We start from the raw sequence: 13,242 nt of genomic DNA on the forward strand, positions 1-13,242 counted from the left end.
AGCCCGCGGCCGGACGATGATGACGGCCGGCGCGCAGCATCGTGCGGCCGACCGGCCGGCGGGTGGTGGCGGCCGGGGTGCGCAGGTGCGCGGGGACGCCGAAGGCCAGGGAGGCTCCGGCCAGCAGGTAGCAGGCGGCGATAACGATGAACAGCGGTCGCGCGTCGCCGCCCCGGTAGGTGAGCATGGCCAGGAACGGGCCGATCGAGGCGGCGACGTTGATGGCGATCATCAAGGTGGAGTAGACGCGCTGCCTGCCGATCGCGCCGGCGACGAGTTCGGCGGCCAGCACGCGCGACAACAGCGCGTGCACGCTCATCCCCAGGCCGGCGGCCAGCAGGCACGCAAGCGAACCCGCGACGCCGCCGGCGTGGGGCAGCAGTCCGAACCCGGCCGCGGCGAGTGAGGGAATGCGCCCACCGCGCGTGCGAACGGGTCAGGCGGTGAGCGAAGCGGTGTGGGCGGCGTCTGGTGCGCATGCCGAGGCGCACCGCACGGTTGCGGCGTTCACCAGCAACACCTCCACCACTCCGCCGGGAGATCACCCGACACCTTTCCACCATCCTGATCCGGGCCGGACCCATCCGCAATGGCCGCCGCGTGCGTCCCGTGGCCGAACGCCACGGGCACCGGGTGGATACCTGGCATACGCCGAGACGGGCCGACGCTGGCGGGGGGTTGCATGGCGTGAGACGGGCTCCGCGTAGGCCCGCGAAAACGGCTGCCCCTGTCACCCATGGCGCGGGCCCGCCCGGACGCCGGCGGTTTTGGGGTGAGTGAGGGGTGCGGCCCACAGGAGGTGCGAGGGTGGATGGGCTTGCGGTCTGGCGTGTATGGGCCGTCCAAACCTGGTGGTTTCCCCTAGTATTCGACCCTGGTGGTGATCACAGGCTTGGAGAGGACACATGGCTCAGGATGACCCGGCGTCGGCCCGGATCGATCCCACGAAGGCGAGTATCGCCCGTGTCTATGACGTCTTTCTCGGGGGCAAGGACAACTTCGAGGTGGACCGGAGCGTCGCCGGCCAGGTCATCGAGCAGATCCCCCAGTCGCTGCGGTTCGCGCAAGAGCATCGGGCATGGCTGATCCGTGCCGTGCGGTTCCTGGTCAAGGCCGGGATCGACCAGTTCCTCGACTGCGGCTCGGGGCTGCCCACGGCGGAGAACACCCATCAGGCCGTCCAGCGCCTCAACCGGGACGCCCGCGTGGTGTACGTGGACATCGACCCGGTGGTCGCCGTGCATGGCAGGGCGCTGCTGGAGGAGAACGACAACACCCGATTCGTGACGGGGGATCTGACCCGTCCCGGTGACCTGTTCGCCGATCCGGTGATCACCTCTCATCTCGATCTGTCCCGGCCGATCGGGCTGATCCAGTGCTCGACCATCCACCACGTCCCCGACGAGCAGCGGCCGGACGAGATCATGCAGGAGTACGTCGAACTGCTGCCCGCCGGCTCGTATCTCGCGCTGACCCACTGGCACGATCCAGACGACGACAGCGAGGCCAGCCAGATCGCCCGCTACATCTCCGATGTGTTCAACAACAGTTCGATGGGCTCGGGCAACTTCCGCAGCCGTAAAGAGATCGAAGGCTTCTTCTCAGGGCTGCGGCTGGTCGAGCCCGGGCTCACCTATCTGCGCGACTGGTGGCCGGACGGGCCGAACCTCACACCCGCCGATGGAATCGACCACATCGTCTTGTCAGGAGTAGGGCGCAAATCCTGAACAGGGATCTGCGCAACATCGTTGTCGCGTTGGTGCCGAGCGCGGGTGCGGCCGGCCGACGCGGTCACGCTCGGGAGCGGCACATGGCAGGGATCAAGCCACTTGTTCTCAGTCTGTTGACGATGTCCGCGCTCGGCTTGGCCGGCTGCTCGGACGGGGGCGATGGCAGCACCTCCGCCGGAGCAGACGCGGAGCGCGGTGCAGGATCGCAACATTCGTCACCCGTATTGCCCTCCTTCAAAGGGAAGACGCTCGATGCCGTCAGCGGCGAGTTGAGGCGCTCCTGGCCCGCCTACACCACCGCGTACAGGGCTCTGCCTGACAATCATCTGTTCGATGGTGAGTCCTACTCCGGTACCTGGATCGTCTGCACGCAGGTCGAGGACTCTCAGGCGAAGAAGGTGGAGCTCGGCTTCCTGCCCCCGCAGGTGCCCTGTCCGCCCGACGGGCGCGTCTCCAGTTGGCCGGTCGTGCCGAACTTCGTCGGCAAGACCGGCAATGAGGCCAAACAGGCCGCCTTGAAACTCGGCTTTCCGATCGTCAGCAGCCAGCCCATCGTGACCGAGGGATACGACGACAGGTCACACCTCGAACGCGCCGTCTGCGCCCAGGACCCGTCCGCCGGCCAGAGCATGCGCCAGCACTACGGCACGACGCTGAACCTGCGAGTCGCCGACAGCAAGGGATCATGCACCCCGTAGTCGCCTTCGGGATGTCCCGAGACGTTCGGCGGGAGCGGTTGCGCCACGTCTACTGGATCGGCGGCGGCAGCGGGTCCGGAAAATCCACGCTCGCCCGACGCATCGCCGAACGGTATGGGATGCGCATTTACGACACCGACGCGGCCATGCCCGGCCACGCCCGCCGCATGCCCGTGGAACAAGCTCCTTACCTGGGCGAGTTCGCCGCCATGGACATGGACGAACGCTGGGTGGCCAGAAGTCCGCGCGAGATGCTCGATACCTTTCACTGGTTCCACGGCGAAGGATTCAACCTGATCATTGAAGACCTTCTCGCCCTCCCCGCCGACCGGCCGGTGATCGCCGAGGGCTTCCGGCTGCTGCCCGACCTCGTCCACCCCCTGCTCACCGACGTGGGCCACGCCGTGTGGCTGCTGCCGACCTCCCAGTTCCGCCAGGCGGTGTTCGACGGCCGCGGCGGCCCGGCATGGGGATTCATCGCCAAGACCGGTGACCCGCGGCAGGCGCTGCAGAACCTGCTCCAGCGCGACGCGTTGTTCACCGACCGGCTCACCGAGCAGACCCGGCAACTGGGCCTCCACGGGCTCAGGGTGGATTCCACGGTCACCGAGGAAGAGCTTGCACAGCGAGTGTCCACCGTGTTCGGCCTTGAGAATTAGGTGGTCACGACGTCACACAAGTCAGGTCTCCCGCGACCGGGAGCCTGATGGGCACGGCGATCGGCAGCAAGGGGTTGCCACGCCGCCACTTGGGCTTGTGACGGCCCCCGGACAGGGCGCGGCCTGTTGTGTGCAGGCCTCGCTTGGCCGGTGCAGAACGGCTTGACCTTCACGGCGGTGTGGTCGCGGACCATCTTGCCCAGGTCCGCCGTGAGCGGCGTTTGTGAGGAGGCGGCCGACGCGCCGGGCACAGCGCCGCCTTGTGCGGGTCGAGCGCGACCAGCTCGTCGGTGAGCCAGGCCTTCGTCTCCGGCGTCTGCGTCGCGCCGCGATGGCGGACCAGAAATAATCGAGTGCGGATGTCGTCGATGATCGATAACTTTGATCCGGTACGTCGGGCTCGGTGCCCGCGCGGGTCGAAGGCCATCGGTTACCTTTCCAGAGAATCTCCGGTGGTCGTCGTTCTACATCCGTGCAGGCTCCCGGCCCGGCGTGCGAAGCCGGACATGCGGGGAGAGCGGGTCGAAGCCCGTCGGTTACCACTGCAAATGGGGTTGTCGCGGGTTCGAATCCCGCCATCGGGCGGAAGTCCGGTGTAGCTCAGAGGTAGAGCGCCGAAAACCCGGTGGGTGTCACCACATCCGCTCTCCCCGTGTGTCCGCGCAATTCCCCGTCGAAGCCCTGGAGGCCGGACCATGGCCCGTGATCCCCTCACGTCCGTGTCCACCGTCGAGACGCCGCAGACACGGCCCCTTCCGGGCCGGGCGGCCGAGCAGGTCCGCAACGACGCCGGCGGGTACGGGTTCGCCAAGGACGTGTGGACCCGTCTGGAGGACTTTCTCATCCTCGGCACGGTCGGCGGCACCTACTACGCGGGCGAGGCCGAGCTCACCGACGACAACGCGGCGGTCGTGTTCGACGCGGTCGAGGCCGACGGCGCCCGGGTGGTGCGGCTGGCGACCGAGATCTCCACCGCCCGCCCGCCGCGGGCGCCCAAGAACCGGCCCGCGCTGTTCGCGCTGGCCGCCGCGTTCACCTTCGGCGACCCGCCGGCCCGCCAGGCGGCCAAGGGCGCGCTGGCCCAGGTCGCCCGCACCACCGACCACCTCGCCTCCTTCTTCGGCTACTACAAGAATCTGGGCGGCAAGGCGTCCCGGTCCGGGAGCGGTACCGCGCCCGTCGCGGGACGCGCGGCACGGAGCATGTTCGCCTCCTGGTTCCTGACCGGAGAGGTGGACCAGGTGGCGTGGCGGGTCTGCAAGGCCCGGCAGCGCAGGACGCCCGCGGGCGAGGCGTTCGACCTGCGCGACGCGCTGCGCATCGCCCACCCCAAGGCCGACTCCCCGGCCCGCCGCGCGCTGCTGGGCTGGATCGCGGGGAACGTCACCGACGCCGAGGCCCGCGCCCAGTTGCCCGCCGTGGACGCCTACCTGACGGCCCGGTCGGTCACCACCGCCGCCGAGGCGGTCCGGGTCGTGCGGGAGCGCGGCGTGCTGTGGGAGTTCCTCCCCGACGCCGTGCTCACCGACCCGGGGGTGTGGGACGCCCTCGTCGACACCATCGGGATGACCGCGCTGATCCGCAACCTCGCCCGGATGACCCGCATCGGCACGCTGAAGCCGATGGGCGACGCGACCCGCCGCGCCGCGGCGCGGCTGACCGACGCCCGCGCCCTGGCCAGGGCCCGCGTCCACCCGATGGACCTGTTCCTCGCCCTGCGCGTGTACGGGTCCGGGACGGCCAAGCCCCACCCGCGCGCCGAGGAGCAGCGCTGGTCCCCGGTCCCGGCCGTGGTCGACGCGCTGGAGGAGGCGTACGAGCTGTCGTTCGGGCACATCGAGCCGTCGGGGCGCCGGCTGCTGGTCGCGGTCGACTCCTCCGGGTCGATGACCTTCACGAAGGTGCTCTCGGGCGGGTCTCCGCTGGGCAGCACCTACGAGGTCGCGAACGCGATGGCCGTCATCCTCAACCGGATCGAGGGCGGCGGCTGCCACGTCATCGACGTCGACACCGGCGTGCACGCGTCCAAGGTGACGGCCCGCACGAACCTGCGGGAGATCGGCTCGTGGCGGGCGTCGGGCGGCGGCACCGACCTGTCGCTGCCGTTCGTGTACGCGCGCGAGGAGCGGCTCGCGGTGGACGGGGTCGTGGTGCTAACCGACAACGAGACCTGGGCGGGCCAGCGGCATCCGGCGCAGGAACTGGCCGCTTACAGGCGCGCGGTGAACCCGGCCGTGCGCGTGGTCGTCGCGGCGATGACCCCCGTCGGGCACTCCATCGCCGATCCGCGGGGCGGCGGGGTGCTGAACATCGCCGGCCTGGACGCGTCGCTGCCCATGGTCGTGAACGGATTCGTCCGCCGCCCCGGCGAGGCGGCGGAGACCGCCTGACCGAGGAGATGAGCGCGGGGCCGGACGACGTCCCGACCACACCCTGGTGACACGCGGCGGCGACGGCGTACAGGGCGCCGTGCCGCCGCGCCCGTCCTCAGGTGCCGGTGATCTCGTTGGGGGACTGGGGCAGCTGCGCGGTCAGCGTGACCTTCCCCGAGTCGATGTCGACGGCGTGCAGCTTCTTGCCGGCGGGGTCGGTGACGTAGGCGGTGTGGTCGCGGACGTGGAGGGCGGGGCGGGGCTGCTGCCACTCCAGCGGTTCCCGCCACTGGTCCATGACCTTGATCTTCCTGGTGACCTCGCCCCGCTCGGGGTCGATGACGTGCAGGGCGCCGTCGGTGCCCAGGACCAGGGCCTCGCCGTGCGGACCGCGGCCCAGGGAGCGGAACGTGTAGCTGGTGCCCAGATCGACCAGTTTCAGGCTTCCCGACCGGGTGTCGATGAGGGAGACCCGCTCGGGACGTTCGAGTTCGGCGTCGGGGTCGGTCTTGTAGTCGCCCAGGACGATGGGGGAGTCCTCATGGCCGGCCTGGTTGCCGACGCGCCCGTACGCGTCGGGCGCCCGCACCTTGGTGATCTTGCCGTCGCGGTAGAGCAGGGCTCCGGTCTCGCACCCGATGACCACGGTCTCGTCCTTGGCCGTGGCCTCGCCGTGCACGCCCGGGCAGTCCTCGCTGCGGGCCACCTCCCTGCGGTCCGCGCCGAGGACCTGGATGCCCGGGCGCTTCTCCTCGTCCCCGAGGGTGATCACCAGTTCGCCGTTGGCGAGGGCGATGGCCACGCCGTGGTGGGGGTGCGGGGCGGTGTGGGTGGTGGACTGGGGGAGCCCGTCGCCGAGCCGGCGGGGGTCGAAGATGGTGGCCTTGCCGGCGCCGTCGGAGAACAGCACGGTCTTGCCCGCGTGGTGCACGACGTGACCCGGCTTGGGCGCGGCGAACTCGTCCTTGGTCAGGGTCGCCCCCGCGGCGTCGAGGACGCGGAACCCGGTCGAGGTGGAGACCATGACATGGCGGCCGTTCCCGGCGGGGTTGACCCGGATGAAGCCGGGGAGGGGGATGCTCTGGACGACCTTGAGCGTCGCGGCGTCCAGGATGTGCAGGCCGCCGTCATAGGTCACGACGAGCGGCTCCTTCACTTTCACCGCGGCGGGTGCCGGCGCTTCGCTCCGCGCGGCGGGCCGGTTGCCGGGGTCGTCCTGTCCGCAGGCGCTCAGCGCTAGGGCGACCGCGACCATCGCCCCTGGCAGTACGGCCTTGGTACGCGGCCGGAGTGACTTCACCTTGTTCATTGCTGCTCTCCGCTCTCTTGTTCGGGGTCGTGCCGCGTCATCGTCCGGTGAGGCCGGAGGCGATGGCCTCGGCGTTGGCGCGCATCATCCGCAGGTAGGTGGGGGCTCCGCCGTCCGCGCCGGTGAGCGATTCCGAGTAGAGCGGGACGACCTTGATGTTCAGCCCGGTCTCCCGCGCCATGACCTGGACGAGCCGGTCCGGCTGGGAGGAGTCGGCGAAGACCGCGGGGACCCCGGCCCGGCGGACCGCGTCGGCCAGCGACCTGAGGTCCGAGCCGCTGGGCGAGGCGAGCGTGGTGCCGCTGGGGATGACGGCTCCGATGACCGTGAATCCGTAGCGCCGGGCGAGGTAGCCGAAGACGTGGTGGTTCGTCACCAGGCTGCGTAGGTCGGCCGGAATCGCCGCGAACCGCTGCCTCATCCAGGCGTCGAGTTCCCTGACCTGCCTGCCGTAGGCGGCGGCGTTGGCGCGGACCTTCGCGGCGTCCACCCCGGGAACGCGCCGCACGACCTGGGCCGCGATGAGATCGACGGCCTTGAGCGTCCGGACTGGATCGGTCCAGAAGTGCGGGTCGGGCTGCCGTGCGGTCTTCCCCTCGGTGTAGGGGAGCGGGTCGACGGACTCGCCCACGGCGAGGGCGGCCACTCCCTGCCGGCGTGCCGCCTCGACGTTGCGCGCCACGCCTTCCTCCAGGCCGAGACCGTTGTGGACGAGGAGGGCGGCGTTCTCGACGCGCGCGGCCTCCTGCGCGGAGATGCCGAACGAGTGGGGGTCGGCGCCGGGCTTCATCAGCACGGTCACCTCGGCCTGCTCGCCCACGATGGCGCGGGTGACGTCGCCGAGGATGTTGGTGGTGACCACGACGCCGGAGCGCTCGGAGCCCGCCGCGGAACAGCCCGCCAGGGAGATCGGTAGCGCGAGGGACAGCACGGCCAGGACGGCCACGGCGAGGCGGCGCCGTCCGAAAGCGCTCGGTGCGCTCACCATCCCGTCTCCACCATGTGGACCGGGGCGAAGGGGAGGTCGAACGTCCGGGCCAGGCGCAGGTCGTCGTTGTAGTCGATCTCGTGGATGGCCTTTCCGGCGGCATCGTTGACGTAGGCGCGCGCGCTGTCCACCTCGATCACCGCTTCGCCGCCGGGCTCGCCGAGGATCCGCCTGGACGCCTCCTGCTCGCCTGAGGCCGGGTCGTAGGAGTGCAGCGTGCCGTCGCGGCCCAGCAGGAGTACCGGGGCGTCTTCGCCCACCGCGTTCACCGCCAGCGCGGGGCCCGAGCCGACGCGGGTCCATTTCCGGGCGGCCAGGTCGAGCACCCAGGTGCCCTTGGCGCCGGCCTTGGCGGCCAGGACGGGCGACCCCGGACGGTGGCGGAACTCCGCCGCGCGTTCGTCCTCCGGAACTGTGCCGGGATAGGCGATCTTGTTCGCCGTGAACGCGCCGTCCTTCCCGGTCACCAGCAGAGCCCCGTCGGCGCAGCCGACGACGGCGCCGCGCCGGGTCGTCGCCTGCCCGCGCGGATCGGGACAGGGCTCGGAGAACCGCGACACTTCGCGGCCTGTGCGGTCGTGGACGGTGACCCGGCCCTCCCCGGCGGACGCGACCAGGAGGTGCTCGTCGTACGGGACGGCCACCCGGCCCGCGACCTTGACCGGTTCGGCGATCCGCCCGGTGTCGTCCAGGGACTTGCGGTCCAGCACGCGTACGCCCTCGCGCGCCGACAATGCGGTGAGGGCGAGGTCGCCCGCGATGCCGGGAACGTCGGCGGCACCGCCCGTGCCCGGGACGAGGTCCAGCATCCGGGCGCGGGCGCGGTAGTAGTGCACGTGGTCGCCGTGGTCGACCGTCCAGACCCCGGTGTCGAGGACCCGCACTCCGCCGCCGGTGGCCAGGTAGGCGAAGCGCCCGTCGCTGCCGACCGCCTCGATGCCGTGGACCGTGCCGACGGCGGCGGCCTTGCCGGTGGCGGGATCCAGCGTGTGGACCGCGCCACCGTCCGGCTCGGCGAGGATCAGCCGCCACTGTGGCTCGGCCGCCTCTTCGGCGCCGTGAACGTAGCCGTGGGGCGTCTGCTGCGGTGCCGCGGAGGCGCCCCCGGAGCCGGAGTCGCCGCCGCACCCCGCCAGCAGGACCGTCGCCGCGGCGGCGGCCGTCCATGCGCGTCCTCTGCTGCCACAGATCATGAGGTGTACTCGGGTTCCTTTCTCGGAGAGCCGCCCCCGCGCGGAGGCGGCGGGGCGTGACGGGGCCGGCGGTCGCGCAGGCCGGCCGCGAGCGCCGAGAGGAAGAACAGCGCGACGGCGGTGGCGGCGATGGTGGCGCCGGCCGCGGTGCCCAGATGCCAGGAGACGACCAGCCCCGCGACCGTGGACAGCGCGCCCAGCAGTGCCGCGCCCGCCATGACCAGCGGGACGCTGCGCGCCCACAGCACGACGGCCGCGGGCGGGGCGATCAGCAGTCCGAACACCAGCAGGGTGCCCACCACGTGGAAGGACGCGGTGATAGCCAGGGTGAGCAGGCCCAGCATCAGCGCGTGCGCCAGCCGCGGCCGCAGCCCCAGGGTCCGGGCCTTGCGCGGATCGAAGGCCAGGGCGACGAAGGCGCGATGCCCCGCGGCGGCGACGACGGCCGCCGCGACCAGCGCGGCCGCCAGCACGGCCAGGTCGCCCGGACGGACCGCCAGCACGTCGCCGAACAGGAACGCCGTCAGGTCCACCGCGAAGCTCTGCGAGTGCGACACCAGGATCACGCCGGTGGCGAGCATCCCGACGAACAGCAGGCCGATCCCGGTGTCCTGCGACAGCCGCGGCGACCTCGACAGGGCGGTGACCCCCGCCGCCATCGCGACCGCGCTGACCGCCGCACCCAGGAACAGGCTGCCCTCCAGCAGCGAGGCCGCGGCGACGCCCGGCAGCATGCCGTGCGACATCGCGTCCCCCAGGAACGCCATCCCGCGCAGCACGACCCACGTGCCGGCCAGGGCGCAGATGCCGGAGACGAGCAACCCGCCCCACAGCGCCCGTTCCACGAAAGACACCCCGAACGGGGCGAGGAGCCAGTCCATGCCGGGCACTCTACAATGAAAACCGTTATCAGTTTCAAGGGGGGATCCGTGACAGAGACGGCGATCACGGTGCGCGGAGTCAGCGCCGGCTACGGCGCGACGACGGTGCTGCACGACATCACCGCCACCGTGCCGCGCGCCCGCGTGACCGCGCTCGTCGGGCACAACGGTTCGGGCAAGTCGACGCTGCTCGGCGTCCTCGCCGCCTGCCTGACTCCCTCGGACGGGGCTGTGGAGCACGCCGGCGCGGGCCGTCCCGCGCTCGTGCCGCAGCGCGTCCACATCCCCGCCGCGCTGCCCATGACCGTCCGAGACGCGGTCGCGATGGGGCGCTGGGCGCACCGCGGCTGGTGGAGACCGCTCAACCGGAAAGACAAGGCCGTGATCGCCGAATGCATGGAGCGCGTCGGCGTGGCCCATCTCGCCCGCAGGCAGCTGCGCGAGCTGTCGGGCGGCCAAAGCCAGCGGACGCTCATCGCCCAGGGACTCGCCCAGCGATCCGGGCTCCTGCTCCTGGACGAGCCCGCCGCCGGACTCGATCAGGACGCCCAGGAACGGATCATGAACATCATCGACGACCTGGCCGGCGACGGCATCACCGTCGTCCACGCGACCCACGACCCCGGCGCCGCCCGGCGCGCCGGCCACTGCCTGCTCCTGGACGACGGCCGCCTCGTCCGCCAGGGCCCTCCGGACGCGATCCTGCACTAGGGTGCGCGGATGCGCATCAGCCAGTACGCCTATTTCGCGCTGCGCAGCCCGGTCGTCCCGGCGGCGGAGATGGCGGCCCGGCTGGGCCTGGAACCGGACGAGGTGACCGTCCGCGGGAGCCGTACGGTGGATCCGCCGCGGCCGGCGGTGCACACGTGGAAGATCGTGTGCAGGGAGCGCGGGCTCAGGGTCGACGAGCAGATCGACCGGATCATCGAGCGGCTCGGCCCGTACCGGGATCGGGTCGTGGCACTGTCCCGGGAACTGGGCGTCCACGGTCCCGAGCACGGCGGCGCGGTCCTCGAGGTCGTCCGCTACTTCGATGACGAGGACGGCGAGGAGGAGGAACTCAGCCCGCCCGGGGCGGCGCTGCAGAAGCTCGCCGGTCAGCATCAGCTCCTCGGATGGGGGCTCGACCGGCGGGTGCTGGAATTCCTCCTCATGACGGGCGCCTACCTGGACGTCGACGAATACGGATGACCGCGCTCCACCGGTGCGTTCCGCAGGTTGAAACGGCCGCGGTCGCCCTGGCAGAGTCGCCGGCATGGCGGAGACGCGCCCCCGGCGCAGCGTGGATTGCCGGTTCGTGACGCTGGGGTGGCCGGCGACGGCGATCGCGTGCGTCCCGGCCGCGTGGTTCCTCTTGATCTGGCTGTCGGGCTGGGAGGATTCCGGCCCCGGCATCGTCCAAGGCGCGAGCAAGAACCCGCTCTACAGCGGCGCAGCGTTCGCGACCGACCGCCGATGAGCGAGCGCGGGCGACCGACTCGGGGCGGCGTTCACAGCCCGGAATTCGAAGCCTTCGGGTGCGAGGGATCGGCCGCCGCGATCCATCGCCAGGAGATCCTCATCGACGCCCTCGGCGACGGCCACGTCCAGTTCGACATGCACGACGGCGTCATGACCGTGGGCGGCGACCGCACCTTCCACGGCACGACCCTCCTGGGCAGTTTCTCCCACCTCCCCCGAACATGGCTGTGGCTGTGGGAGAACCCCCACTTCGACCTGACGCTGCCCGCGTTCAGCCGCGTCCGCGAGATCCGCGAGTTCGGGCGGCGGCGTCGGATCCCCGAGTTCGCCACCGGCCACCAGGACTTCTCCGGCTTCCCCGACCCCTACCAGGCCGCGACCACGATGGTCATCGCGGCGGCCGCGCTGCTGGGCGGCAACGGGGTCCACGCGTACCGCGTCAACGACGGCCAGGGCTCGGCCTTCCTGCACGTCGACGACCCGCGACTTCCCGCCGACGCCTTCCCCCGCCTCGACGCCGCCCGGCTCATCATGCGGGCCATCGAGGTCTTCCCCGCCGACCACCGCCGGGTCGTCCGCGGCTTCGCCGCCCACTACGGCTTCAGGATCAGGGAGTCCGGCGCCGTCATCGACGGCCGCCACGCCGACGGCCACGGCCTGACCGCCGGTTTCACCGCCGACGGCCTCCTCGACCACGTGACCGTGAACTGAACCCCCGGCCGCACGGACCCTCATGCGGCGCGAGGACACTGGAGGGATGTCGTACAGCGAGCTGGAGGCCGAGCCGCGCTGGCACAGGACGGGGCACAGGTACTTCCCCGCCGCCGCCGAAGTCGACGGCCGCTGGTGGGTCCTGCGGATCAACGCTTTTCCCGATCACCCACTCTGGACACTGTTCGTGGACGGCGTCAGGTGCTTCGACATCGACGACACGCCGTCCACGTGGGGCGAACCGCTGGATCCAACGGCCTCGGCGCTGGAAGTCCGCACCGCGCAGGCCGTCCTGAACCCTCTCCGGCACTTCGCCGCCTACGCCAGCGAAGTGGGCGATCCTTGCGACAACCACTTCTGCTGCGATCCCCGTCTGGACGACGACCGGGAGCATTGGGACGGATCTGCCTGACCCGCCCCCGGTCACAGCGCGTGCCCGCCGGCGACCTGCACCACCTGGCCGGTGACCCAGCGGGCCTGATGGGAGGCCAGGTACACGACGGCGTCGGCGATGTCGCCGGGTTCGCCGACTCTGCCCATCGGCACGATCGCCGTCGCCCGCGCGAGGACGTCCTCGTCCATCCAGCCGGTCTGGACGGGGCCCGGGGCGACGGCGTTCACCCGTATGCCACGCGCGGCCAGGTCCAGTGCGGTGGATCGGGTGAGGCCCTCCAGCGCGGCCTTCGACGTCCCGTAACCGGTCTGGCCGGGGAACGCCCGTGCGGCGTCGGTCGTGATGTTGACGATGGACAGCGGCTCACCGTCGTGGTGCAGGCGTGCCACCTCGGCCGTGAGGAGCGCCGGGGCGATGGCGTTCACCCGGTAGTGCCGTTCCAGCGAGCCGTGGGTCAGGGTGTCGAGGGTGTCGGGCGTCTCGCAGTGGGCCGCGTTGTTGACCAGGACGTTGATCGTGCCCAGCCGGTCGGCGACCGCGGCCACGAGCCGGCGCGCGGCCTCGGGCTCGGCCAGGTCCGCGCTGATCGCGAAGGAGCCGTTGCCGAGCTCGTCCGCGAGTTCGCGGGCCGCGCCGGTGTCGGGCGTGGCGTGGGCCCACTCGGCGTTCCCGGGCGCCGGAGCGTCCTGCGCGAGGTGGTGAACGGCCACGCGTGCGCCCTGGGCGGCGAAAGCGCGGCTGATGGCCGCGCCGATGTTGCCGGCGCCTCCGGTGACCAGGACGTTGCGGCCGGCAAGGCGGGGATCGATCATCGTGTCTCCTCAGGGGTGCGCTCAGCGGGGTGAT

Annotated in this window: 16 protein-coding genes; 10 read left to right on the plus strand and 6 right to left on the minus strand. The window is 71.4% G+C overall.

Annotated elements, in window-relative coordinates; all coding sequences use genetic code 11:
• Nucleotides 1–16: 16 nt before the first annotated feature.
• From ACZ466_RS45900 to ACZ466_RS45915, 4 genes are all read left to right on the plus strand, one after another.
• Nucleotides 17–406, plus strand: a complete 390-nt coding sequence (locus tag ACZ466_RS45900) for a hypothetical protein (RefSeq protein ID WP_378291096.1) — start codon at nucleotides 17–19, stop codon at nucleotides 404–406.
• 499 nt (nucleotides 407–905) lie between these two features.
• Nucleotides 906–1,727 carry an SAM-dependent methyltransferase gene (locus tag ACZ466_RS45905; RefSeq protein ID WP_378291098.1) on the plus strand — a complete coding sequence of 274 codons (822 nt, stop codon included), beginning with the start codon at nucleotides 906–908 and terminating at the stop codon, nucleotides 1,725–1,727.
• An 83-nt stretch (nucleotides 1,728–1,810) separates the two neighbouring features.
• Complete coding sequence (locus tag ACZ466_RS45910; protein WP_378291100.1) at nucleotides 1,811–2,428, plus strand: PASTA domain-containing protein; 618 nt, start codon at nucleotides 1,811–1,813, stop codon at nucleotides 2,426–2,428.
• Nucleotides 2,429–2,466: 38 nt separating this feature from the next.
• Nucleotides 2,467–3,087, plus strand: coding sequence for a hypothetical protein (locus ACZ466_RS45915; protein WP_378291103.1), 621 nt, complete (start codon nucleotides 2,467–2,469; stop codon nucleotides 3,085–3,087).
• A gap of 169 nt (nucleotides 3,088–3,256) precedes the next feature.
• Here the strand turns inward: ACZ466_RS45915 and ACZ466_RS45920 are convergent, their stop codons facing one another.
• Nucleotides 3,257–3,514 (minus strand): hypothetical protein, encoded by a 258-nt coding sequence (locus tag ACZ466_RS45920; RefSeq protein ID WP_378291105.1) that lies wholly within the window; start codon nucleotides 3,512–3,514, stop codon nucleotides 3,257–3,259.
• Between the two features lie 292 nt (nucleotides 3,515–3,806).
• Here ACZ466_RS45920 and ACZ466_RS45925 point away from each other — a divergent pair, with 292 nt between their 5' ends.
• Nucleotides 3,807–5,477, plus strand: a complete 1,671-nt coding sequence (locus tag ACZ466_RS45925) for a TROVE domain-containing protein (RefSeq protein ID WP_378291107.1) — start codon at nucleotides 3,807–3,809, stop codon at nucleotides 5,475–5,477.
• Between the two features lie 97 nt (nucleotides 5,478–5,574).
• Here ACZ466_RS45925 and aztD read toward each other — a convergent pair whose 3' ends face one another.
• From aztD to aztB, 4 genes are read right to left on the minus strand one after another with little or no spacing between them, the layout of a single operon-like run.
• A complete protein-coding gene (gene aztD, locus ACZ466_RS45930) occupies nucleotides 5,575–6,768 on the minus strand; it encodes a zinc metallochaperone AztD (RefSeq protein ID WP_378291109.1) in 1,194 nt (397 codons plus the stop codon).
• 37 nt (nucleotides 6,769–6,805) lie between these two features.
• Nucleotides 6,806–7,756, minus strand: coding sequence for a zinc ABC transporter substrate-binding protein AztC (aztC, locus tag ACZ466_RS45935; protein ID WP_378291111.1), 951 nt, complete (start codon nucleotides 7,754–7,756; stop codon nucleotides 6,806–6,808).
• Nucleotides 7,750–8,949 (minus strand): hypothetical protein, encoded by a 1,200-nt coding sequence (locus ACZ466_RS45940; RefSeq protein WP_378291113.1) that lies wholly within the window; start codon nucleotides 8,947–8,949, stop codon nucleotides 7,750–7,752. Before ACZ466_RS45940 ends, aztC begins: the two co-directional genes overlap by 7 nt.
• Complete coding sequence (aztB, locus tag ACZ466_RS45945) at nucleotides 8,946–9,830, minus strand: zinc ABC transporter permease AztB (RefSeq protein WP_378291115.1); 885 nt, start codon at nucleotides 9,828–9,830, stop codon at nucleotides 8,946–8,948. Before aztB ends, ACZ466_RS45940 begins: the two co-directional genes overlap by 4 nt.
• A gap of 48 nt (nucleotides 9,831–9,878) precedes the next feature.
• Between aztB and aztA the strand changes: the two genes are divergently transcribed.
• The 5 genes from aztA to ACZ466_RS45970 all read left to right on the plus strand — a co-directional run bounded on the left by aztA (nucleotide 9,879) and on the right by ACZ466_RS45970 (nucleotide 12,414).
• On the plus strand, nucleotides 9,879–10,541 hold the full coding sequence (aztA, locus tag ACZ466_RS45950) for a zinc ABC transporter ATP-binding protein AztA (protein WP_378291117.1): 663 nt from the start codon (nucleotides 9,879–9,881) through the stop codon (nucleotides 10,539–10,541).
• Nucleotides 10,542–10,550: 9 nt separating this feature from the next.
• Entirely contained in the window at nucleotides 10,551–11,021 is a 471-nt protein-coding gene (locus tag ACZ466_RS45955) for a DUF4279 domain-containing protein (protein ID WP_378291119.1), read from the plus strand.
• Nucleotides 11,022–11,085: 64 nt separating this feature from the next.
• Complete coding sequence (locus ACZ466_RS45960) at nucleotides 11,086–11,289, plus strand: hypothetical protein (RefSeq protein ID WP_378291121.1); 204 nt, start codon at nucleotides 11,086–11,088, stop codon at nucleotides 11,287–11,289.
• Nucleotides 11,286–12,002, plus strand: coding sequence for a DUF6882 domain-containing protein (locus ACZ466_RS45965; protein ID WP_378291123.1), 717 nt, complete (start codon nucleotides 11,286–11,288; stop codon nucleotides 12,000–12,002). Before ACZ466_RS45960 ends, ACZ466_RS45965 begins: the two co-directional genes overlap by 4 nt.
• A gap of 46 nt (nucleotides 12,003–12,048) precedes the next feature.
• Nucleotides 12,049–12,414 carry a hypothetical protein gene (locus ACZ466_RS45970; RefSeq protein ID WP_464041963.1) on the plus strand — a complete coding sequence of 122 codons (366 nt, stop codon included), beginning with the start codon at nucleotides 12,049–12,051 and terminating at the stop codon, nucleotides 12,412–12,414.
• A gap of 11 nt (nucleotides 12,415–12,425) precedes the next feature.
• On the opposite strand, the gene ACZ466_RS45975 is transcribed toward ACZ466_RS45970, so the two are convergent.
• On the minus strand, nucleotides 12,426–13,208 hold the full coding sequence (locus ACZ466_RS45975) for an SDR family NAD(P)-dependent oxidoreductase (RefSeq protein WP_378291127.1): 783 nt from the start codon (nucleotides 13,206–13,208) through the stop codon (nucleotides 12,426–12,428).
• Nucleotides 13,209–13,242: the final 34 nt, after the last annotated feature.

The sequence above is a fragment of the Actinomadura rugatobispora genome, from assembly GCF_055379765.1.